The 22,268-nt window shown below is 56.5% G+C and carries 19 protein-coding genes; 10 read left to right on the top strand and 9 right to left on the bottom strand.

All coding sequences use genetic code 11. The features are described 5' to 3' along the window. Positions 1-42 precede the first annotated feature (42 nt). The gene (gene upp, locus GP473_RS07380; RefSeq protein WP_185770251.1) at positions 43-690 is read left to right on the top strand and encodes a uracil phosphoribosyltransferase; all 648 of its coding nucleotides are present in this window, start codon (positions 43-45) and stop codon (positions 688-690) included. 181 nt (positions 691-871) lie between these two features. Here upp and GP473_RS07375 read toward each other — a convergent pair whose 3' ends face one another. Together GP473_RS07375 and GP473_RS07370 are read right to left on the bottom strand one after the other, a co-directional pair. Then, the gene (locus tag GP473_RS07375) at positions 872-2,434 is read right to left on the bottom strand and encodes a phospho-sugar mutase (RefSeq protein ID WP_186276787.1); all 1,563 of its coding nucleotides are present in this window, start codon (positions 2,432-2,434) and stop codon (positions 872-874) included. Further along, complete coding sequence (locus GP473_RS07370) at positions 2,431-3,246, bottom strand: purine-nucleoside phosphorylase (protein ID WP_186276786.1); 816 nt, start codon at positions 3,244-3,246, stop codon at positions 2,431-2,433. Before GP473_RS07370 ends, GP473_RS07375 begins: the two co-directional genes overlap by 4 nt. Before the next feature lie 227 nt (positions 3,247-3,473). Here GP473_RS07370 and GP473_RS07365 point away from each other — a divergent pair, with 227 nt between their 5' ends. After that, a complete protein-coding gene (locus GP473_RS07365) occupies positions 3,474-4,685 on the top strand; it encodes an amidohydrolase (RefSeq protein WP_425488603.1) in 1,212 nt (403 codons plus the stop codon). Here GP473_RS07365 and glpK read toward each other — a convergent pair. From glpK to GP473_RS07350, 3 genes are all read right to left on the bottom strand, one after another. Then, complete coding sequence (gene glpK, locus GP473_RS07360; RefSeq protein ID WP_185770247.1) at positions 4,661-6,247, bottom strand: glycerol kinase GlpK; 1,587 nt, start codon at positions 6,245-6,247, stop codon at positions 4,661-4,663. The genes GP473_RS07365 and glpK overlap by 25 nt on opposite strands. A gap of 109 nt (positions 6,248-6,356) precedes the next feature. Beyond that, a complete protein-coding gene (locus GP473_RS07355) occupies positions 6,357-8,171 on the bottom strand; it encodes an acetyl/propionyl/methylcrotonyl-CoA carboxylase subunit alpha (RefSeq protein ID WP_425488602.1) in 1,815 nt (604 codons plus the stop codon). A 123-nt stretch (positions 8,172-8,294) separates the two neighbouring features. Further along, on the bottom strand, positions 8,295-9,173 hold the full coding sequence (locus GP473_RS07350; protein ID WP_185770245.1) for a sulfurtransferase: 879 nt from the start codon (positions 9,171-9,173) through the stop codon (positions 8,295-8,297). Positions 9,174-9,315: 142 nt separating this feature from the next. On the opposite strand from GP473_RS07350, the gene GP473_RS07345 reads away from it, so the two are divergent. The 3 genes from GP473_RS07345 (at position 9,316) to GP473_RS07335 (ending at position 13,341) form a co-directional block, all read left to right on the top strand. Continuing rightward, entirely contained in the window at positions 9,316-10,377 is a 1,062-nt protein-coding gene (locus GP473_RS07345) for a Cj0069 family protein (protein WP_185770244.1), read from the top strand. Positions 10,378-10,569: 192 nt separating this feature from the next. Then, positions 10,570-12,090, top strand: a complete 1,521-nt coding sequence (prpD, locus tag GP473_RS07340; RefSeq protein WP_185770243.1) for a 2-methylcitrate dehydratase PrpD — start codon at positions 10,570-10,572, stop codon at positions 12,088-12,090. 99 nt (positions 12,091-12,189) lie between these two features. Continuing rightward, positions 12,190-13,341: a bifunctional 2-methylcitrate synthase/citrate synthase gene (locus tag GP473_RS07335; RefSeq protein WP_185770242.1), complete on the top strand. Its 1,152-nt coding sequence runs from the start codon at positions 12,190-12,192 to the stop codon at positions 13,339-13,341. An 89-nt stretch (positions 13,342-13,430) separates the two neighbouring features. On the opposite strand, the gene GP473_RS07330 is transcribed toward GP473_RS07335, so the two are convergent. The 3 genes from GP473_RS07330 to GP473_RS07320 form a co-directional block, all read right to left on the bottom strand. Beyond that, positions 13,431-14,099, bottom strand: coding sequence for a Maf family protein (locus tag GP473_RS07330; protein ID WP_186276783.1), 669 nt, complete (start codon positions 14,097-14,099; stop codon positions 13,431-13,433). A 28-nt stretch (positions 14,100-14,127) separates the two neighbouring features. After that, complete coding sequence (locus GP473_RS07325) at positions 14,128-14,445, bottom strand: hypothetical protein (protein WP_186276782.1); 318 nt, start codon at positions 14,443-14,445, stop codon at positions 14,128-14,130. Positions 14,446-14,597: 152 nt separating this feature from the next. Beyond that, positions 14,598-16,064, bottom strand: coding sequence for an acyl-CoA carboxylase subunit beta (locus GP473_RS07320; protein ID WP_186276781.1), 1,467 nt, complete (start codon positions 16,062-16,064; stop codon positions 14,598-14,600). 74 nt (positions 16,065-16,138) lie between these two features. On the opposite strand from GP473_RS07320, the gene GP473_RS07315 reads away from it, so the two are divergent. From GP473_RS07315 to GP473_RS07295, 5 genes are all read left to right on the top strand, one after another. Next, positions 16,139-17,221: a biotin--[acetyl-CoA-carboxylase] ligase gene (locus GP473_RS07315; protein ID WP_185770238.1), complete on the top strand. Its 1,083-nt coding sequence runs from the start codon at positions 16,139-16,141 to the stop codon at positions 17,219-17,221. Positions 17,222-17,327: 106 nt separating this feature from the next. Next, entirely contained in the window at positions 17,328-17,867 is a 540-nt protein-coding gene (locus tag GP473_RS07310; protein WP_185770237.1) for a hypothetical protein, read from the top strand. Positions 17,868-17,951: 84 nt separating this feature from the next. Further along, positions 17,952-19,166, top strand: a complete 1,215-nt coding sequence (locus GP473_RS07305) for a 5-(carboxyamino)imidazole ribonucleotide synthase (protein WP_246395006.1) — start codon at positions 17,952-17,954, stop codon at positions 19,164-19,166. Between the two features lie 58 nt (positions 19,167-19,224). Next, positions 19,225-19,761, top strand: coding sequence for a 5-(carboxyamino)imidazole ribonucleotide mutase (gene purE, locus GP473_RS07300; RefSeq protein WP_185770236.1), 537 nt, complete (start codon positions 19,225-19,227; stop codon positions 19,759-19,761). A 74-nt stretch (positions 19,762-19,835) separates the two neighbouring features. Then, complete coding sequence (locus tag GP473_RS07295) at positions 19,836-20,750, top strand: YdcF family protein (protein ID WP_185770235.1); 915 nt, start codon at positions 19,836-19,838, stop codon at positions 20,748-20,750. Between the two features lie 164 nt (positions 20,751-20,914). Here GP473_RS07295 and GP473_RS07290 read toward each other — a convergent pair whose 3' ends face one another. Continuing rightward, the gene (locus tag GP473_RS07290; protein ID WP_186276780.1) at positions 20,915-22,126 is read right to left on the bottom strand and encodes a dicarboxylate/amino acid:cation symporter; all 1,212 of its coding nucleotides are present in this window, start codon (positions 22,124-22,126) and stop codon (positions 20,915-20,917) included. Positions 22,127-22,268: the final 142 nt, after the last annotated feature.

The raw sequence follows: 22,268 nt of genomic DNA, 5'->3' as shown, positions 1-22,268 counted from the left end.
CGACACAAATGGTTCACGTTTGTCTGCGTACAATGATCAACCATGGATATTCAGGTGGTGAAACACCCTCTGGTCGCTTCACGGATGACCATCATGAGGGATAAACGAAGTGATAACGCGGCGTTCCGCGCCGCACTAGCTGATCTTGGTTCGATGCTTGTCTACGAAGCATCACAGGATCTTGCCGTTGAGGCTTTCGACGTCACAACACCCGTGGGTATCGGTCCCGGATTCCGCCTTGAGAAGCCTCCAATTATTGTCCCCATCATCCGCGCAGGCTTGGGCATGATTGATCCTGCTTTGTCGATGATTCCCGACGCACAAGTGGGATTCATCGGTATGGCTCGCGACGAAACTACTCACACACCGGTGCCGTATCTCGAAGCTTTGCCGGACAATCTCAGCGGACAGCCAGTAATGCTGGTAGATCCGATGCTCGCAACCGGCGGGTCGCTCATTCACGCACTCCGCTTACTGGTCGACCGGGGTGCAGACGACATCACCGTGGTGTGCATGATTTCCGCACAACCGGGAGTGGACGCCTTGGTCGATTCAGGACTACCTGTAAAGAAGCTTGTCACCGCGGTCATCGATCCATCACTCAATGATGATGCGTATATTGTCCCTGGTTTGGGTGATGCGGGAGACCGACTCTATGGTCCGCGGAACATCGATATTGAGGCGTTGTAGCGTCCCTTGTCCGGTGACCACGCACAGCCGTTAGTTATCACTACTGGTGGGGTGTGCGTAAGACACCACCTGGTCACAGGACACACGCGAAGCCGCCCCGTAGTGAACCATGCGGACTGCAATGCGCCGTGGTCACTGTAGCGCGGCCTAGTGCACCACGGCGCCTGTGGTGTGCTAGCGACTAGGTTTCTTCTATGTTCCGAATCTCCTGAATCAGCTGTTCCAAGCGCTGCTCAACGTCAGCTGCTTTTTCAGCCGGTCCATGTAGCTCTAGATAGAACTTTGCCTTTGGCTCAGTTCCGGAAGGTCGAGCTACTACACGTAGATGCAAGGATCCGTCCTCACCTGTGAGGCGAACCCCCTCAGCTCGTCGCCCGGAAGAATCTACAATGTCACTGGCAGCTACGGTCATCCCCGCCAGCTTTTTCGGCGGATATTGCTTGAAAACTGCGACGGCGTGAGAGGCGGCGTCGGCCGAAGTACAACGCTTCGCAACCTGAGCAGTACGGTAGGCGCCGTAGGTTACCTCGATATCCGCCAATTCATCCAGGAGACTGCGGCCTTCCTCCTTAAGCTCAGCAGCCCAAGCAGCGGCGATCAAAGCGGTAGCCACACCATCTTTATCCGCCACGACGGATGGGGAAGGGCATGTTCCGATCGCCTCCTCGTACGCAAAAGCCAAATGCCCAGGCCTCGACTCCGCCGCGCGTGCCAGGTGCTTAAAGCCGGTGAGGGTCTCCACATAATCCCATCCCTCGCGTTCAGCCATAGCCCCGAGTAGCTGGCTGGATACCACCGTAGTCGCCACGACCGGTTTTGTTTTATCTTTTTTCGACGCCACTCTCTTCGCTAACACTCTGCGAGCTAGCAGAGGGCCAGTCTCGTCTCCGCGGAGCATGCGGTACCCCTTTTCTGCGGAAGGATCTTTGACCCCTAACATGCATCTATCAGCGTCAGGGTCTAGGGCGATGAGTAAATCCGGTTCCAGCCGGGCAGCCTCTTCTAAGAGGGCATCGGTGGCACCCGGTTCCTCGGGATTCGGAAACTCAACCGTGGGAAATTCGGGGTCTGGCCAACGCTGTGAAGCCACGAAGTTCACATCACCAAAACCGCAATTGCGCAGTGCGGATTCTAAAGATTCGCCCCCCACGCCATGCATGGGGGTATACAGAATCTTCAACGTGCGTCGCGGACGTAACACTGCCTGCTCGCCGGTGGCCACCAGCGCGGAAATAGCAGTGGCATAGCCATCCTGGGCGGCCAAATCGATGGATTTCGCTTCCGAACGGGGGATCTCGTGGGCAGCCGGTTGCTTAGCGATTTCCTCTTCGATGTCAGTATCGGCGGGGGAAAGTAGCTGCATCCCCCCATCTACATATAACTTGTAGCCATTGTCCGGTGCTGGATTATGGCTTGCAGTTATTTGTACGCCGGCATCGAGATTCCGGTTGCGCACTAGCCATGCCAATACCGGTGTGGCTACGGGATCTGCGATAAGGGTCACGCCAAAACCCGCTCCGGCGAAAGTTTCCGCTGCGGCTCGGGCAAGAGTGTGGGAACCGTAGCGTGCGTCGTAACCCACCGCAACATAGTAACGACCATCGGCGTGCTTAGAGGGGAGTTTCTTCTTCATCCACGCCGCCACACCAGCGGTGGCGCGCGTTACCGTGGAAACATTCATCTTGTCCGGACCAGAACCCACTGGTGCGCGGAGACCAGCAGTGCCAAACTTCAAAGAACTCATAGTGCACCAACCAATTCAACTAACAGCTCACCCATGTCCTGGGCAGCGTTTCTACCAGCCGCGAGTACCTCTTCGTGGTTGAGATCCTCACCGGTCATGCCAGCAGCGAGGTTGGTTACCAGTGAGATACCCAGAACGTCCACCCCTGCCTCGCGAGCAGCGATGGTTTCATAAACAGTAGACATTCCGACCAAACCTGCACCCATAGTGCGCAGCATACGAATTTCAGCTGGAGTCTCGTACTGAGGGCCGGGCATCATTGCATAGACAGCTTCTCGCATATGTGGGCGCAGTTGCTGCACCTTGTCGCGCAAGGTAGGGGAATACGCCCCGACCATATTGACAAAAGTTGCGCCGACCAGGGGAGTTCTAGCAGTGAAATTGATGTGGTCACTGATAAGAACAGCCTCTCCCACGCTCATTCCTTCGACCAGCCCGCCAGCGGCGTTCGTGAGCACTATCTTAGAAATGCCTGCTGCTGCGCAGGTTCGCACGGCGTGCACGGTACGCCATAACTCGTGCCCTTCATAGGCATGGGTACGCCCCAAAAGAATCGCGAGGCGCGTGCCGTTGATGATCGCTGTGCGAATGGTACCGCCATGCCCCTGAGCGGTGGGAGGCAGAAAACCAGGCAGATCCGCCATGGGAAATTCTTGGACGTCACTCGCATAGGCGCTGAGCACATCCGCAGTGGGACGCCAGCCTGAGCCCAGCACAATGGCGCTATCGAAATGCGCGAAACCGGACTTCTCCTTCAGCGCATCGGCGGCTTCGCGAGCCAGCGCGTGAGGATCCTGTTGTGCATCATTCATAGACTCCAAACTACCTTTCGCCCCCACGGGGTGCAGTGGCCGGATTGCCAAGGGATAGAATGATTACGTTATTCGCGGGTTGCGTTACTCATCTCTGAGTAACCCAGTGAAATTACCCGGTTCAATTACCCGGTGAGCTGCCCGTGGTGTTACTCAAAGTACGCACGCCCCAGTGCAGTCTGGGCAGAGTGAACGGGAAGGGCTAGGACAACGTGGACAGCGCATGCATCTCCACTTTTATCAGTGGCTGGGTTGCAGAAAACCGCGAAGAGATTCGCGGTTGGAGGCGCCATCTCCACCGTCACCCTGAGTTATCTCATATGGAGATAGCCACGACCGAGTTCATTCTGGAAAAATTGCGGGGGGCTGGGTTGGAACCTCAACGGTTGCCCTCTACTGGCGCGACTGTGGATATCGGTCCTAAGGATAAGCCCTTGATTGCCTTCCGCGGTGATATTGACGCCCTGCCTGTCACCGAAGACACTGGCCTGGAGTTTTCTTCCGAAAGGCCAGGCGTGATGCATGCTTGTGGGCACGACATTCACACCACTATCGTGTTGGCGCTGGCAGTGGGACTGTCAGAGTTCATAAAAACATACGGTGAAGATGCTTTGCCGGTTCAGATACGCATCATCTTCCAGCCAGCGGAAGAAGTGATGGACGGCGGTGCTACCGATGTGATTGAGGCCGGGGCACTCGAGGACGTACAAACTATATTCGCAGTGCACGCCGAACCGAAGCTTCGCACCGGTGAGATAGGCATCCGTACGGGGGCTATCACCAGTGCGTCTGACGTTGTGGAAATTGTGCTGCGCGGTAACGGAGGCCACACCTCTCGTCCCCACCTGACAGCCGATTTGGTCTACGCAGCTGGCCGAATCATCACTGAGTTGCCGGGATTGCTTGCCCGTCGCCTTGACCCTCGCTCCGGCACCGTCCTTGCTTTTGGTGCGGTCAATGGTGGTTCGACTTTTAATGCGATTCCCCAAGAGGTTCGCTTGTTAGGAACCTTCCGCACCGCACAGGTCGGTGTGTGGCGCCAGGGTGAACAGTTATTGCGTGAGCTTCTGGAAAGCATTGTGGCTCCGACGCAGGCCGAAATGGAACTGCGCTATACAAAGGGCGTGCCGCCAGTTATGAACGATGATGTTGCAACAGCACTGCTAGCCCAGGCAGTGAAAGCCACCGATCCTCACGCTTTGCGCGAAGCGCCGCAATCCAGCGGAGGGGAGGACTTCAGTTGGTATTTGGAGCATATTCCAGGCACCATGGCGCGCCTCGGAGCGTGGAATGGCCAGGGGGAAAAGCCGGATCTTCACCAGCCAGACATTGTGCTGGATGAACGGTGTATCGGCGTGGGCATTCGCCTTTTTGCCGGTGTGATTGACCAGTTCGGTGGAGCCTCAGAGGGGGATTATTTATCTTCGGCCCACCCATAAGTGCGCTCAACGGCACGGTTCCATTGTCGGAATGCCTCATCGCGTTCTGATGCGGTGGAATGGGGGTGATAGGTGTCACGCTCCTGCCACAAAGCCCTGATTTCTTCTACGCCGCTGTAGAAACCTACAGCTAGACCTGCTGCGTAGGCTGCACCTAAGGCTGTGGTTTCCGGAACCTTAGGCACTGTAACAGGTACGCCAAGCTGATCCGCTTGGAATTGCATGAGGAGGGAGTTGGCCACCATTCCGCCGTCGACCCTCAGGGATTTTAACGGCACACCCGAGTCAGCATTCATCGCCTCCACTACCTCGCGAGTTTGGAATGCGGTGGCTTCAAGGGCAGCTCGGGCGATGTGCGCCTTCGTGACATATCGTGTCAAACCTACAATCGCACCACGAGCTTCCGGCCGCCAACGCGGAGCGAGTAAGCCGGAGAAAGCAGGCACTACGTAGCATCCGCCATTATCATCCACGCTGCGAGCCAGTGTTTCCACTTCTTCTGCGGAGTTGAAAAAGCCCATGTTGTCGCGTAACCACTGCACGAGGGAACCAGTGACCGCAATGGAACCTTCGAGGGCAAAAGACGCAGGCTGGTTCCCCAAACGGTAAGCCACGGTGGTGAGCAGACCGTGAGTGGACCATTGGGGTTGCCTCCCCGTATTCAGTAGGAGGAAATTTCCTGTTCCATAGGTGTTCTTGGCCTCGCCGGGGTTGAGACACGCCTGCCCGAAAGCTGCAGCTTGTTGATCGCCGAGGATTCCCGCGATGGCCACGCCGTGTGCAGGGCCATAACGCTTGACTGAACCGATGACCTCGGAGGAACTCACGATGTCAGGGAGCAAGCTCATGGGAATGTCCAGCGCTGCGCAGAGTTCTTCATCCCATTGTTGGGTGCGCAGATCCATCAGCATAGTCCGCGACGCGTTGGTGACATCTGTGACGTGTTTGGCGCTGCGTCGATGGTTATTCTGAGGGGAACGGCGAGAATGCCGGGTGAGTTCCCACACCAACCAGGAATCCATCGTTCCGAACGCTAATTCTCCTCGCTCGGCACGTTCACGGACGCCGTCGACGTTGTCAAGGATCCAGCGGATTTTCGGACCGGAGAAATAGGTGGAGGCAGGCAGGCCGGTGCGTTCGCGGAACATCTGCTGCGTCTCTTCATCGAGCGAGGCCACGATCTTATCCGTCCGCGTGTCTTGCCACACGATGGCGTTGTAGACAGGTTTGCCGGTAGCACGATCCCAGATGACGGTGGTTTCCCGTTGGTTGGTGATGCCGATCGCAGCGATATCCTCTCCGGAGAGGTCGGCGATGGTGATGGCATCCGCCATGACTCTGCGGGTATGCCGAAGGATTTCCTCGGCATCGTGCTCAACCCAGCCTGGGCGAGGGAAGATCTGCTTGTGCTCCATTTGGCTCGTCGCTTCGATCTCGCCCTTGGCGTTGAAGATGATCGCACGGGTGGAAGTTGTGCCTTGATCGATAGCCACCACGTATCCACGACGAGGTTTGGTCAGCTTTGCAAACTGACCGGCCAGAGTATTCGCCAAACTATCCATAACTTCGCTCGCCTTTGCTTCCTCGTGGCCTCCCACGGGGAAAATGTTTTTCGACCTTCACAGGTATGCGGTGGGTCAGTGTTTACCGCTGGCTCGGGAAACAATGAGGTCAGGCGCCATCGGTGTCTTCGCCAGATTCTCCATTGGGCTCTGAGCCCGTGTCTCCGCTGGGTGTCTCGTCAGCGATGTCCAGCAACGGTTGGTTCTTTGTGACGGCGCCTCCCGGCTGTACAGAAAGACCGTGGATCACACCGGACTTATGCGCTTTTACAGCGTTTTCCATCTTCATGGCCTCGAGTACGAGCAGAATGTCCCCCTCGTTGACGTGCTGACCATCAGCAACATCGATTTTGATGACAGTGCCCTGCATCGGTGCGGCTACCGTATCGCCTGTGATTGCCACCTGTCCGGAGTTGCCTCGACGGCGGCGAGGACGTCGAAGCGAGCTGCCCGCGGCCATGAGCTCGCCGGGGACGGTAATTTCCACGCGTTGGCCATCGACTTCGACGACCACGTTCTGGCGAGGCAGACTCACCATGTCTTCACCGGTAGTGTCGACGGTGAGGGAATCCTCATAGTCAGGAAGCTGGTTATCCCAGTCCTCTTCGATCCAACGAGTATAGACCGTGAAATTTCCGTCTTCAGCCACGAATTCCGGATGTTCAACCATCTCTCGATGAAATGGAATAACGGTGGGCAGGCCTTCGACGACGTATTCGTCAAGAGCCCGGGCGGCACGGCGGAGAGCCTCCCCGCGATCTTGGCCCGTCACGATGAGCTTTGCCAGCATGGAATCAAATTGGCCACCCACCACTGCACCGTTGTCAATGCCGGAATCCATACGGATGCCAGGACCCGCAGGTTCGCGGTAGTTTGTGATGCGACCGGGTGCTGGCATGAAGTTATTGGCTGGATCCTCACCATTGATGCGGAATTCGATGGAGTGACCGCTGATCGTCGGATCTTCGGTAGAGGATAATGGTTCGCCGTTGGCGATGCGGAACTGTTCACGCACCAAATCCCAGCCGGTGACTTGTTCAGTCACTGGGTGTTCTACCTGGAGGCGCGTGTTGACCTCCAGAAAGCTAATTAACCCGTCATTGCCCACGAGATACTCCACGGTACCTGCGCCAACGTAGTTGGCAGCCTTGCATATGGCCTTGGCAGATTCGTAAATACGGGAGGTTTGTTCCTCTGAGAGGAAAGGCGCGGGAGCCTCTTCGACGAGTTTTTGGAAGCGGCGCTGCAGAGAGCAGTCGCGAGTGGAAACAACAACCACGTTGCCATGAGAATCCGCGAGAACTTGCGCTTCCACATGGCGGGCCCTATCCAAATATCGCTCGACGAACAGTTCCCCTCGACCGAATGCCGCCTGCGCTTCGCGGGTGGCGGAATCGAAGAGTTCTGGGATCTCGTCCATTGTGTAGGCGACCTTCATGCCGCGTCCACCACCACCAAAGGCTGCTTTCACAGCGATGGGGAGGCCGTGCTCTTCCGCAAACGCTTGAACCTCTGCGGCGTCCTTGACAGGTTCCTTTGTTCCCGGTGTCATGGGTGCATTGACCTGGTGGGCGATGTTTCGTGCGGTGACTTTATCGCCCAAAGTACGGATAGCGTCAGGGGACGGGCCAATCCAAATGAGACCTGCCTCTTGTACGGCCTGTGCGAAGTCACCGTTTTCGGAGAGGAATCCATAACCCGGGTGCACGGCGTTGGCGCCGGATTTCTTAGCGATATCGATGAGCTTGTTGATGTTGAGGTAGGACTCGGCGGAGGTCTGTCCACCTAGCGCGTAGGCTTCATCTGCCATCTGTACAAATGGGGCATCAGCATCAGGCTCGGCGTATACGGCGACGCTAGCGATCCCTTCGTCGCGCGCAGCACGGATCACCCTAACCGCGATTTCGCCACGATTGGCGATCATCACTTTGGTGATTCTCTGAGCCTGTTCGCTCACGTTTCTCCTCCACAGATAGGTCTAGCGATTCTTATTGACGGTACTACGGCTTGCGGGCATAGTGTCTCAGCCGTGGCGGTGTGTCCCCGGTTACATGTTGCCTTGGGCGATGGGTGCACGCACCATGTTTCCCCATTCGATCCACGATCCGTCGTAGACCCGCACATTCTCCCAACCCATCAGGTGTTTGAGAGTAAACCATTGATGCGCTGCACGAGCGCCCGAGGTGCAATAGGTCACCGTAGGTTTGTGGGGATCTAACTCTTGGTGCGCCCGGTCGAGATCCGCTCGGGTGCGGAAACGTGAATTGGGGTAGAGGCTCGTATTCATTGCAATATTGTGCGCGCCGGGGATGTGGCCTGCCCTGGATACGGAAACGGTGCGTTCAGGGTCAGCCTGGCTGCGGAGGGTATTGCCGGCGAATTCTTCGACGCCACGCATATCGAGTAACTGCACGTCTGAGTAAATCTCGCGGAGTTCATCGACGAATATGCGGTTGGTTCGGTCATCTCGCTGGGAGACCTTGTATCCGCTTGTGGTGTGAGTGGGCACGTCATAGGAGGTTTCCTTTTCCTCCTGCATCCATGCGTCGCGCCCTCCATCCAGCAGGCGAACATCGGGGTGGCCAAAGAGTTCGAAGACCCACAGGGTATAGACGGCCCACAGGTTAGAACGGTCGCCGTAAACTACCACCGTGTCGTGGCGAGAGATGCCCTTTTCATCCATGAGGGTCTCAAATTGATCTGCAGTTATAAAGTCTCTCGTCACTGGATCATTGAGGTGTTTTGCCCAATTTATGCGGTTCGCGGTGGGGATGTGTCCGATGTCATAGAGGAGAGAATCTTCATTGCTCTCAATAACCTTCAAACCCGGAGTTCCGAGTTTGGCGCCGAGCCAAGCGCTTGTGACCAGCTTGTTTCGGTGAGCATACTGCTCCAGCTGTGGACTTGGATCCACTTCAATGCCCATGGAGACCACCTTTCTTACTGCGAAAAGTGTAACCCGATTCACGTTAAGGGGGATTCAACGGGGTGCTTCTACGCTGCGGTTTTCGAGCCTGAGAAATTATCATTTATGTAGTGCATTTCGCCAACGAGGAAAGGGCAAAACATTGCATAAGGCGATTGTTGTATTCGAGGTCGAGGGCGGTTCTGACAAGGGCCCAGACGGCCACCGCAAAGACACCATGCCGATCGTTAACGCGATCAAAGAGCAGGGTTGGCACTCCGAGGTTATTTACTTCCACCCAGACCGCGCCGAGGAGATCTTTGCACACGTTTCTGAGAACTTCGATGGCTACATTTCCCGCGTGAACCCGGGCAACATTCCGGGCGGTGAAAAAGGCTACTTCGAGTTGCTGACTAAGCTGGCTGACGCGGGCTTGGTGGGTATGTCCACCCCAGCGGACATGATGGCTTATGGCGCGAAGGATGCGTTGGTCAAGCTGAATGACACCGACCTAGTGCCCGAGGATACCGCCGCATACTACGAGGTAGAAGACTTCCACAACACCTTCCCGACTTCTCTGTCGTATGGCGAGCGCGTGTTGAAGCAAAACCGTGGCTCCACCGGTGAAGGCATTTGGCGCGTCCGTCTGGCTGACTCTGACCTAGCTGCATCGGTTGAGCCGGGAACTGCACTTCCTTTGGACACTCAACTCAAATGCACCGAGGCAGTGGATAACAAGACCCATGATTACACGCTGGGCGACTTCATGGATTTCTGTGACCAGTACATCATCGGCGATAACGGAATGCTCGTTGATATGCGCTTTATGCCGCGCATCGTTGAGGGAGAAATCCGCATCCTGATGGTGGGGGATAACCCAGTATTCATTGTTCACAAGAAGCCGGCTGAGGGTGGCGATAGCTTCTCAGCAACACTCTTCTCTGGAGCAAAGTACACCTATGACAAGCCAGAGTCGTGGCCTGAATTGCTGGAGATGTTTGAAGAGGCACGTCCGGTGATCGCATCCAAACTCGGCGATACAGACAATGTTCCGCTGATTTGGACCGCAGACTTCATGTTGGCCGACGGGGACAACGGTGAGGACACCTACGTTCTCGGTGAAATCAATTGTTCGTGCGTGGGCTTCACCTCTGAGCTTGATATGGGCATCCAGGAGAAGGTGGCCGAAGTGGCAATTGCTCGTGTGGAGGCAGCTAAGGCTTAAAGCGACTACGTAAGGGGCTTGGCTAGTTCTCGCCTGCATATTCCCTCCACTTCCGACTACTCCCTCCGCTTCTCTTTTTGCTGGAAACGCGGGGGGAGTATTTTTCTTTCCCTTTCCAAATAGGAGTGAGCGGCGGTAGTGTGATGTACACCACGTAAAACCGCAACACCACACAAGGGAGCATTTGGCGTAATGATTGATCACTCAGTGCGTGTGTGGAAATCTGCTGAGGATTTCCCCCGTGAACAGCACTTAGCATGGAAGATAGCGGAGGTTGCAACGGATCCAGTCGCTGTCCCGGATGACACTGCGGAGATGGTGATTAACCGAATCATCGATAATGCCGCCGTTGCTGTGGCCTCCGTCCAACGCCGCCCAGTATCGGCTGCTCGAGCTCAAGCCTTGGCTCACCCTGCCGCCTCTGGTTCGGGGTCGGCCGTTTTTGGTGTCGACGCCACAGTCTCCCCAGAATGGGCCGCATGGGCTAATGGGGTGGCTGTACGTGAACTGGATTTCCATGACACCTTCCTGGCAGCCGAGTATTCGCACCCAGGTGACAACATCCCATCGATTCTGGCGGTCGCTCAGCATCGTGCTGATGATCTTCAACTCACGGGCCAGGATCTCATCCGCGGCATCGCCACCGGTTATGAGATCCAAGTCAATCTGGTGAAGGGGATCTGTCTGCACAAGCACAAGATAGATCACGTGGCTCATCTCGGACCGTCCGCTGCTGCCGGTGTGGGTACCCTGCTCAATCTTGATCCAGAAGTCATCTACCAGGCGGTCGGTCAGGCTCTCCACACCACCACCGCAACGCGTCAGTCGCGCAAGGGACTCATTTCTTCCTGGAAAGCCTTCGCTCCCGCTTTCGCCGGAAAGATGGCGGTTGAAGCGGTAGATCGTGCTATGCGAGGCGAAGGAGCACCAGCTCCTATTTGGGAGGGGGAAGATGGAGTGATTGCTTGGCTGTTGGACGGACCGGATGCTCATTACACCGTTCCTTTGCCAGCCAAGGGGGAGCCGAAGCGTGCAATTCTGGACACGTACACCAAGGAGCACTCCGCGGAATACCAGTCTCAAGCACCGATCGACCTGGCTCGGGCAATGCGTCAGAAGATTGGCAACCTGGAGGACATCGAGTCGATTGTTCTGCACACGAGTCACCACACTCACTACGTCATCGGTACCGGTTCCGGTGACCCGCAGAAGTTCGACCCGGATGCCTCCCGTGAGACGTTGGATCACTCCGTGATGTACATCTTCGCTGTGGCGTTAGAGGATGGCGAATGGCACCATGAGCGCAGCTATGCTCCCGAGCGTGCGCACCGCCCGTCCACCATTGAGTTGTGGAAGAAGATCTCCACCGTGGAAGATCCGGAGTGGACACGCCGCTATCACTCAGAGGATCCGAATGAGAAGGCATTCGGTGCCCGGGCCGTCATCACCATGAAAGACGGCAGCGTCATTGAAGATGAGCTCGCCGTGGCTGATGCTCATCCGTTGGGTGCCCGTCCATTTGAGCGAGAAAACTACATCAACAAGTTCCGTACCCTCGCCGAGGGGGTTGTTGATGATAAAGAGCAAGACCGCTTCCTTAGGGCCGCGGAGAATACAGCTGATCTCTCTGGTGCCCAGCTGAAGGAACTTAATGTGGTCTTTAGCGAAGAACAGCGTGCTCAAGCACCAGACATCCCGCGTGGAGTTTTCTAATTCTCATGCACCATCCCGGGCAGTGCGCACTATCCGCGCATTGCACACCATTCATATCATCCCACTCACATCACAACACTCTGTTAAGGAGCACCACACATGAGCGAGAACAGCAACCCAGAGGTACGCAAGGGACTCTATGGCGTTATTGCCGACTACACCAGCGTTTCCAAGGTCATGCCAGAGACGAACTCTCTGACGTACCGCGGATATGCGGTTCAGGATTTGGTTGAGCACTGCAGTTTCGAGGAGGTGTTCTACCTTCTGTGGAACGGGGAACTGCCAAATCAGGAACAGATGGATGAGTTCAATAAGAAGGGCCGTTCCTACCGCAAACTGGACCCGGGTTTGATTTCGCTGATTCACAGCCTTCCCGCTGACTGCCACCCTATGGATGTGATGCGTACCGCCGTGTCGTATATGGGTACTAAGGATCCGGAGCACTTTACCCCAGATAAAGATCACATCACTCACGTGGGCCACAATCTGCTAGCGCAGTTACCAATGGCGATGGCAATGGATATCCGGCGTCGCCAAGGTAAGGACATCGTGGCACCGGATTCGAATAAGGGGGTCGCAGAGAACCTCTTGTCGATGGTCTTTGGTAATGACCCGGATTCCCCGGCTTCTAACCCAGAAGATGTACGTGACTTTGAGAAGTCTCTCATCCTTTACGCAGAGCACTCTTTCAACGCGTCAACTTTCACGGCTCGTGTGATCACATCGACCCGCTCTGATGTGTATTCCGCGATTTCCGGCGCTATCGGTGCATTGAAGGGCCCATTGCACGGTGGTGCGAATGAGTTCGTCATGCACACCATGCTCGAGGTTGATGATCCAGCTCGTGCTCGAGACTGGGTGAACACCACCTTGGACAATAAGGATCTCATCATGGGCTTCGGCCACCGTGTGTACAAGAACGGCGATTCCCGCGTACCAAGCATGGAGAAGTCTTTCCGCGCACTGGCGGAGCGTCATGACGGTGCTCGGTGGGTCGCGATGTACGAAGAAATGGCTGCGGCGATGGATGAACGCACCGGTATCAAGCCAAATCTTGATTTCCCAGCCGGTCCTGCGTACTACCTGTTGGGCTTCCCAGTGGACTTCTTCACCCCGCTGTTTGTGATTGCCCGTGTTGCTGGTTGGACAGCACATATCGTGGAGCAGTATGAGAATAACTCTCTCATCCGTCCACTGTCTGAGTACTCCGGTCCTCAGCAGCGCGAGGTCGTGCCTATGGATCAGCGTTAAGCAGCATCATTGGGAGCAGTGATCAACGGCGCTCGGGGGTAGTAGTCGCCTCTTCTCGGCGCCGTGTCCCCGGAGGTTGCGTTCCAAGGCTATGCACGTGCAGGTACCGCGTTCCAGAAATCGCTGATGCGCAGGCCGAAACTCTCGAAGGCTCTGCGGATTGACGGGAGGGATAGGCCAATGATGGAGGAGGGATCGCCGTCGATTCTGTCGATGAACCAGCCTCCTAGTGCCTCAAGAGTGAATGCCCCAGCACAGAAAAGTGGTTCCCCGGTGCGTGCGTAGGCCACAATGTCCGCGTCTGCTGCCTCAGCAAAATGCAAGGTGGTAGATGCGGTTTCTATGTATTCAGATCCTTGATGAATGACGCAATGGCCGGTGATGAGCTGGGCGGTTTTCCCCCGTTGTTGGCGCCAGCGTTCAATGGTGGCTTCCACGGTGAGCGGTTTCCCCTGTAATTGACCGTCGAGGAGGAGCATGCTGTCTCCTCCAATGATGACCTCTCCTGGCGTCGCGGTTGCGTTTTCTTGTCGACGCAGTGCTACAGACCGAGCTTTCGCTTGAGCGAGGTGTTGAACAAACTCCTCGGGGGATGGGTCGACGAGTTCAGCGGCAGCGGCATCCTCATCCACTCCGGGGTCTTCCAGTACCGGTTCTACTCCGGCAGAACGAAGAATGCTGAGACGGGATGGAGAGGTAGATGCCAGCACAAGAGCTGGAGCATCCTCACAATCGGGGGCTGGGGCGTTGTCTGTCATATCAGTGTCAGGGTAGTGGGGCGGGATGTCAGCGCCGGGGCAGTGGGGCGGTGCGGAAACCCGCAGGGTTTGCAGTGTTGTTCGCCCAGTGAATGGTAGGGGTACCGAAGTGTCCGCGGCTATCAGGTTTGGCGTTGCGCTCGCGCTCCACGGCCTCGGCGATAGAATCTACGACCTGCTCCAGAGCTGCTTTTTGTGCATCGCACAGATTGCCTTTGACGATCTCCACACGTGGAGCGCCCTCTGAACTTTCTTCCATGTGCTGGCGCTGATTCTCTTGATCCTGCTGCTTCACGTTATCCTCCGTGCGTTGTGCGCTACTTTTCTTTACCAGGTGCTTTCCCATGGTGCTTTACGCTGTCCGCTGCTCGTTATGCGCTGTGATGCTAGCTGCTCGTTGCCGGTGAGTTCAGCATTTGGCATGGCCACTCATCCCGAGCGAGAGCCTCCTTGTCAACGCGAGCGCTCATTGGCGTGAACATTGGGAATGCACTCGGATTAGAGCTGGATGTTGTTGTTCTTACGTGGGTAGCCGTCTTCTACCTTGCGCTCCAATAAACGCAGCCCCTCGATGAGCTGTTTGCGGGTGTGAGATGGAGCAATCACAGCATCGACCAGGCCGCGCTCGGCAGCAGCGTAGGGGTTGACGATGTCCTCTTCGAGTTGGGCAGCATCCACTCCCGTTATTTCGGAGAGAGCTACAGCGTCGGATACAGCAATTTGCGCGGTAGGCCAGGCAAATACCAAATCGGTTCCCATGCGCTTGGCACCCATAGCTAGGTAGGCAGAACCAAATGCGCGTCGGACGATCACGGCAATTTTCCCAACAGAAGCATCGGCTGATGCGGAAAAGAGCTTGGCGGTACGCCGTACTGCTCCGGGGCCGTCGGTATCGGGGGCGAAGCCCGGGGCGTCGACAAAGCTGATGAGCGGCAAGTTGTAGGTGTTACACAGTCGGATGAAACGAGCAGCTTTTTCCGCAGCGTCTGCATCCAACTGGCCGCCCTTTTCGGTTGGTTGGTTGGCAATGATTCCCACCGACCGTCCATCAATACGGGCGAAACAGGTGCAGATGTTCGGCGCATGGACTGGTTGCAGCTCCAGCAGGGAATCATTATCCACTACCTCAGCGATGATCTGCGTAATGTCGAAGGCTTCATCGCGAGCATCGGGTATCGCTACGTCTAGAGAGTGACCGTCCCGAGCGGCGGTGGACTCCGCTTCGGGAGTGATAGCTCGGTTATTGCTCGGCAAGTAGGTGAGAAGCTCTGCGGCGAGATCCAGGGCTGATTGCTCGTCGGTGGCGGTGATGTGAGAGAGGCCAGAGGTGGCGTCGGAGACAGAAGAACGCTCCTCGGATGCGTGCATGCATACACCAGACTGGCCGGCAACATTGATGACAACATCGGAGAGTGCAACCCCATGCGACTGGGAGCCGGACACCTTACCCAGCACAACCGCGATGTGAGGCACAACGCCCGAGGCCTGCGCCTGGAGGCGGTAGATACGGGAGAACATCTCGAGAGTGACGATGCCCTCTTTAGCCCGCACGCCGGTCCCGTCATACAGGCCAATCACCGGGGTCCCAGATTTCATGGCCAACTCGAGAACCTTAACCATCTTCTCGCCAGTGGCCTCACCCAGCTGACCATCAAAAATGGTGGAATCTTGGGAGAAGATGCACACCGGGCGGCCATCGATGGTGCCGTGGCCGGTAACCACACCATCGGTAAGTGGACGGGACTTGTCGAGCTTAAAAGCGGTAGCGCGGTGGCGCACGAGGGCGTCGATTTCTACAAAGCTGCCTTTGTCCAGCAAAGCTTCCACCCGCTCGTGGGCGGTGAAGCGACCTGCGTCATGGGTGGCTCGTACGGCATCCTCGCCAACAGGGGTGCGGGCATCGGCGAGGCGCTGCTTGAGATCGGCAATCTTGCCTGCAGTTGTAGAGGTATCCGCGGTAGTCATGCGCAATAGTCTACGGCTTTATATGACGGAAACAATGATATACCTGCCCGTTTTGTCTAGGTTAAGCTTGGCCCATGGATAACAAGGCAGGAAAGACACCACGCTCGCCATCCTCTCATGCTGCAACCCCGCCCGCTGCTACGCGCCCCGTGCCTACTGATACCTCGGCGGCGCCCACGGATACAGCGAGAAACAGCGCAACCCCACGCCGTCCGTCGCTGGATCCAGAGCTTCTACGCAGACGTTTAGAACCTTTGGGATATGTGGTGGAGGTGGTGGAACAAACGGGATCGACCAACACAGATCTTGTTGAACGTCCCCACTGCCCGAACGCTACCGTGCGCATTGCCGAAGAACAGATCTCTGGGCGTGGTCGTATGGGGCGTGTGTGGACTGCGCCAGCCCGCGCGCAGCTCATTGTTTCCGTTTCACTCACCTGTCCTGAGATTCCGATGGAGCGGCTCGGCCTCTTTCCTCTCGTGGCTGGTTTGTCCATCACACAAGGAATTATCGACGCCACTGCGCTACCTGCCAGGCTGAAATGGCCAAATGATGTGCTGGTGGAGAATCGCAAGCTGGTAGGCATGCTAGTCGAGGTTCCACAGTTGCAGCCTGTTCCACGAGTAGTCATCGGTTTCGGCGTCAATTATGACCTCATGCCTGAGGAATTGCCTGTACCTCATGCCACCTCTCTTGCCCTCGAATATTCACACTGCGATCCGATTGCCGCAGATGGGGAATTGGCGGCTAAGGAAGTACCGGAGACCACCGTGGTCGCAAAAGAAGTGGTCGCAAAAGAAACCGCAATGAGCCCTGCGGCTTCTGCACGACAGACCGATAACGCACTGCCCAGTCGAGAGGAGATAGCTGTACGCATACTTACGCAATTGCATGAGGATGTGGCCCGTTTCCGCGCGATGGGAGGTGCACCAATGACCTTTATGTCTCGCTATAAACACCTCTCTTCCACCCTGGGCACGGCCGTGAAAGTACTGTTGCCAGGAGATAAGGAACTAGCAGGCACCGCGGTAGATATTTCCGATGGAGGTGAGCTGGTTGTTATCGATGAGCAAGGGAGGAGACACAGCGTAGCCGCTGGGGATGTTATTCATGTTCGACCGCGGGGAGGTACTGCGTATAGTGAAAGCTCTGAGTAGTTACCTCACGTATCGCAGAAAATGACTCATTTCGAGTGTGGGCGAATAGTACTTGAGCAGACCCGACAGACTGGATAGGTGCGGAAAGGACGGTGACATACGAAACATGGCCAAGGTGAGTTTTGCCCCCCATGAATCTCTGCTGGCTGATGTGAGCCCACATCGGCGTTCCGTTCTGTTTCCCGTTCTGGAGTTCATAGTTATTACTGGTCTGGTGTGGCTGGGGATTGGGCTCATTGATGCCTACTTTGATAAAGTCGCCGTCGCCCATTTTGGCGTGGCCTACACACCCCCAAGCCTCGTGGCAAAGCTCCTTCCTCACGATCAGACCTTGATGGTGTTGACCTGGCTGCGTCGGTTACTTCTCATCGCCTGGGCGTGGCTAGCCTGGACCCGTTGTATCCGCCATCTGATATTTCGTTCCCGCACCCGGATGGTGCTCACCGATCGGCGGTTGATCACCGCCAGTGGACATGTGCGCAGTGAGATTTGCGAAGTTCCCTTAGAGCACATCGTCGATGCTCGTCACCGAGGCTCCGATGTGGCGGTATACACCATAGGAGCCCGGCTACCACTGGTTCTGCATAACGTCCCCCAAGCGAAGAAATTCGCTCGTCTACTCCGTAAACAAATCCGGCCACTATAGTTAGTGGACGTGGCACAAGAGACTTCTTCCAAGGCAAACAGCACACTGACAGACAGCACCAAAGAACAGGCGGCGGATTGGAGCCTGTCCCGCCGGTCTGCACACGCGCCGGGTTCCCCACTGGTCACCGTCATCGGTGATGGTCAGTTGGCTCGTATGATGCACACCGCAGGCATTGAGCTGGGGGTGACCATCCGTGTTCTGGCGGGAACTGCCGATTCATCCACGGCTCAAGTCACCCCGGATGTCGTGATCGGTGACTACACACAACGCGCGGATGTTGAGGAAGTGAGCCGGGATGCAGACGCCGTGACTTTCGATCACGAGCATGTTCCCAATGAATTCCTCGAAGAACTCATCGACTCCGGCATTAACGTTCAACCCCAGCCCGCGGCTCTCATCCATGCACAGGACAAGTTGGTCATGCGCAAGCGGTTGCGTGAAATGGGTGCGCCAGTTCCGCCCTTCATGGCTATAGAGTCCGTTGAGGACATTCGAGGGTTTTTCGAGGCAACATCGGGCAATGTGTGTCTCAAGGCGCGGCGTGGTGGGTACGACGGTAAAGGCGTCTGGTTCCCGTCGACCGTGGAGCACGCCACTGAGCTAGTGGAAGAGCTGTTGGAGAAGGGCACCCCTCTGATGGCGGAGAAGAAGGTTCAGCTAGTGCGAGAACTCTCTGCGATGGTCGCCCGTACCCCATCCGGTGAAGTGATGGCTTGGCCTGTCGTGGAATCTGTCCAAGAGGACGGCATCTGCTTCGAGGCCGTTGCTCCCGCACCTAACACCAAGGTTGAGCTGCTGCGTCAGGCAGAACAGTTAGCCAAGGATGTGGCCACTGAGCTAGGAGTCACCGGAGCGCTCGCCGTGGAACTTTTCGAAACAACCGATGAGGCAGGACAGCCGGAAATCATCGTCAACGAATTAGCGATGCGGCCGCACAATACGGGACACTGGACGCAGGACGGCTGTGTAACCAGCCAGTTCGAGCAGCACCTCCGTGCCGTCCTCGACCGCCCACTGGGAAGTACGGCACCGATTGCGCCATGCACAGTGATGGCCAATGTTTTAGGCGCAGATTGTGACCCTGGTACACCTCTTCACCAGCGAATGGATGAGGTGTGGCGTCGCTTCCCAGAGGCAAAGATTCATATGTACGGCAAAGGCTGGAGGCCACGCCGCAAGATGGGGCACGTAAATATGACGCTCAAGGAAGGACAGAGCGTGGAAGAATTGCGCACCAACGCTCGTCTCGCTGCTCGCTACGTAGTCACCGGCCAATGGGAAGACCAACAGGACTGATCTGAACACGCAGGTTTGGACGACTCACACAACACGCTAAGAGAAAAGGCAACTTCCAATGACCTCTCCTGACAACCTCTCCGACACTCCACACAGCCCACTGGTAGGGCTCGTGATGGGCTCCGATTCCGACTGGCCCACGGTTCAACCCGCTGCTGAAGTTCTGGCAGAGTTCGGCATCCCCATGGAGGTTGGGGTGGTCTCCGCACACCGCACACCGGAACGCATGCTGGACTATGCCCGCTCTGCCCACACCAAAGGCATCAAGGTGATCATTGCGTGTGCAGGCGGCGCCGCACACTTGCCAGGCATGATTGCGGCCGCCACGCCATTGCCGGTGATTGGCGTGCCCCGTGCTTTAGGGAATTTGGATGGGCTGGACTCCTTGTTGTCCATCGTTCAAATGCCAGCTGGTGTGCCGACCGCCACTGTCTCCATTGACGGCGCTAAGAATGCCGGTTTATTAGCGGTGCGTACTTTGGCCGTCGCGGATGAGAACCTCATGGCGCGCATGGTGGAGTACCAGGAAGAGATGCGCCGACAGGTGATGGAAAAGGACGCCTCTTTGCAAAACAAGCTGATGGGTGAAAGCTAGTTTCTATTCCAACTAAGAAAAACACATCTGCTCAGGGGCCGGGCAGCGGTCCGCTGAGTGCTGTCCTTAACCGTGTGAAACGCTGGTCGGGTATCGGCCTGGTGGCGCTCATTGCAGCCGAGCTGTTGTGGTGCCTTCTTGCGATACTCTGTCCATGGGGCTGGCCATTTGCCGTGGCCTACGTGGTGCACTTTGTGCCTATGATTGTGGCCTCCATGCTGTCTGTTCCCATGTTGCGCACGGGGGATAAGCGCCGTTGGCTGCATACTGAGATGACTATTGCCGCTGCTGATTACTTCTCGCTGATCTTCGGTGCGGTAGTTGTGCTGTCCTTAGGCTCGGTGCCGCTGCGTGTCGTGGCGGGGGTGGGTATTGCCGTGTGGTGTGTGGTCTTGGTGTGCTTCATACTCTTTCTCCGGCGCCTTGCCCGCACTCGGCGTCGAGAATTTCACGAACAGCTCGACGCAGTGATCGTCCTGGGTGCGGGTTTGGTGGGCAAGCGCCCCGGGCCTTTGTTGGCGAGTCGTGTTCGCCGTGCTGTGATGGCGGTACCCTGCGGGGTTCCGCTGATCATGTCGGGCGGGCGCGGGCCGGACGAGCGTGTGTCTGAGGCCTGGGCCATGGTGGCTTATGCGGCGTATCACTACGGCATTGTGTTAGGCAGAAATCACAATTACTTGCGCGAGGAAACGCGAGCGACGAATACCCGCGAGAATCTGCGTTTTTCTGTGCAGCAGCTTCTAGCCAGTGAGGATGCTCCGGCGGATCTGGGAGCGGGGAGGCCTCTGAGAATTGGAGTGGTAACGAGTGATTTTCATGTGCAGCGGACAGAGATGACCGCTGTTACTGTCGCTGAGCTGCTGAGAGAGGAAGTAGAGGTGGAGTTTATGGTGATTGGTTCGGTCACCCCAGTGGATGCTCGTCCCTCTGCGTATTTGCGTGAGTTTGTGGCATTGATGCTGTGGAAAGCCCGTGGCATCCTCAACTAGAACTAGCTTCCGAACTGTGGCCATGCTCCGTTGGTTCGTGGTTCTATCCCCGTTGGCTGTAGTTTCTCGCCGTAGGTTGTGGCTCTATCCCGTTGGTTCAAGTTCTTTGACGTTGGCTGAGGAACTGCCCAGGTTGCTATGTGTTGTCCCGGTGGGGGATGGGGTCAGAAAGCGTCGCTTGAACGCTTGGCGGACGAACTAGCTTTCAAGTTTCCTCGAGCAAATTTGTTGACCACCATGGCTATCGCTCCGTCACCCGTCACATTTGCAGCGGTGCCGAAGGAGTCAATGGCGATATACGCAGCGATCATCAGCGCCACTTGTTCGTCGGTGAATCCCAGCATTGAAGTTAGCAGACCCACGGCTGCCATGATGGCCCCCCCTGGCACACCAGGTGCGGCGATCATGGTTACTCCCAGCATGAGGATGAATCCGATGGCTAACCCGGGGGAGACGTGTTCGCCGGACATATGCATCACCGCGAAGGCGAACAGCACGATCTTCATCATGGAACCGGCGAGGTGAATGGTGGCGCACAGTGGGATAACGAAGCCTGCGACGGATTCGGTTACACCATTTTTCAGGGCAGATTTGTAGGTCACTGGGATGGTCGCGGCAGAAGAAGATGTGCCGAGAGCGGTGGCGTAGGCGGGCAACATGTTTTTCAGAGCCTTGAGAGGGTTGGCGCCGGTGACCAGGCCAGTCAGTAGGTACTGGATGAACAGCAGGATGAGCGTACCGACGATGGCGACCACGAGGACTTTGAGGAACATGGAAATGGTGGAGACCAGGTTGCCGTTCATTCCCATGGTGACGAAGATGCCGAAGATGTAAATCGGTAGCAGCGGGATGATGAAGTTTTCAATGACCTTCATCACCACTTCTCGTAGCTGGTTAGCGCCGCGTAGGAGACTATCGGAGGGCACTGCGGTCATGGCGAGGCCCACGCAGAAAGATAGGAGAAGCGCTGTCATGACTTCCATGGGCGGAGCCATTTCTACTTTGAAGAAGGGGCTTAGTGCGCCTTCCTCAATGTCAGAGGCAGCGGAGACGGATTGTCCGGCGAGCAGCGTGGGGTAGAGCGCCACTGAGGTGGCGTAGGCGATGAGGCCGGAGAAGATGGTCGAACCGTAGGCGATGCCTGTTGTTATACCCAACCACTTACCGGCTCCCTTGCCTAAGTTGGCAATTGCCGGAGTGATCAGGGCGAAGATGAGTACTGGGACGAAGAAGCCTAGGAAGTTGCTAAAGAGGCCGTTGAGTGTGGCGAAGATTCTTCCGGCCCATGTGGGGAAGAAAAGGCTGCAGACGATGCCCAAGATGATCGCGACGATGATCTTGAACAGCAGCGAGTGAGTAAATCGTTGGGATGACATAGGCTTCTCCGCGAGTGCAGTGTGTGTCTGGGACAGAGTGCAGTTTTTTACATGTGTGGGAAAGATTAGCGCGCTATGTCTTTTTCCGGTTAATAACCTGTGAGTGTGGGGTCACCCATTATATTTTTGGTTGCTGTTTCCT

It is taken from the genome of Corynebacterium anserum (assembly GCF_014262665.1).
In the GTDB taxonomy this organism is placed as follows: Bacteria; Actinomycetota; Actinomycetes; order Mycobacteriales; family Mycobacteriaceae; genus Corynebacterium; species Corynebacterium anserum.
This window is presented reverse-complemented; position numbering and strand designations above follow the sequence as displayed.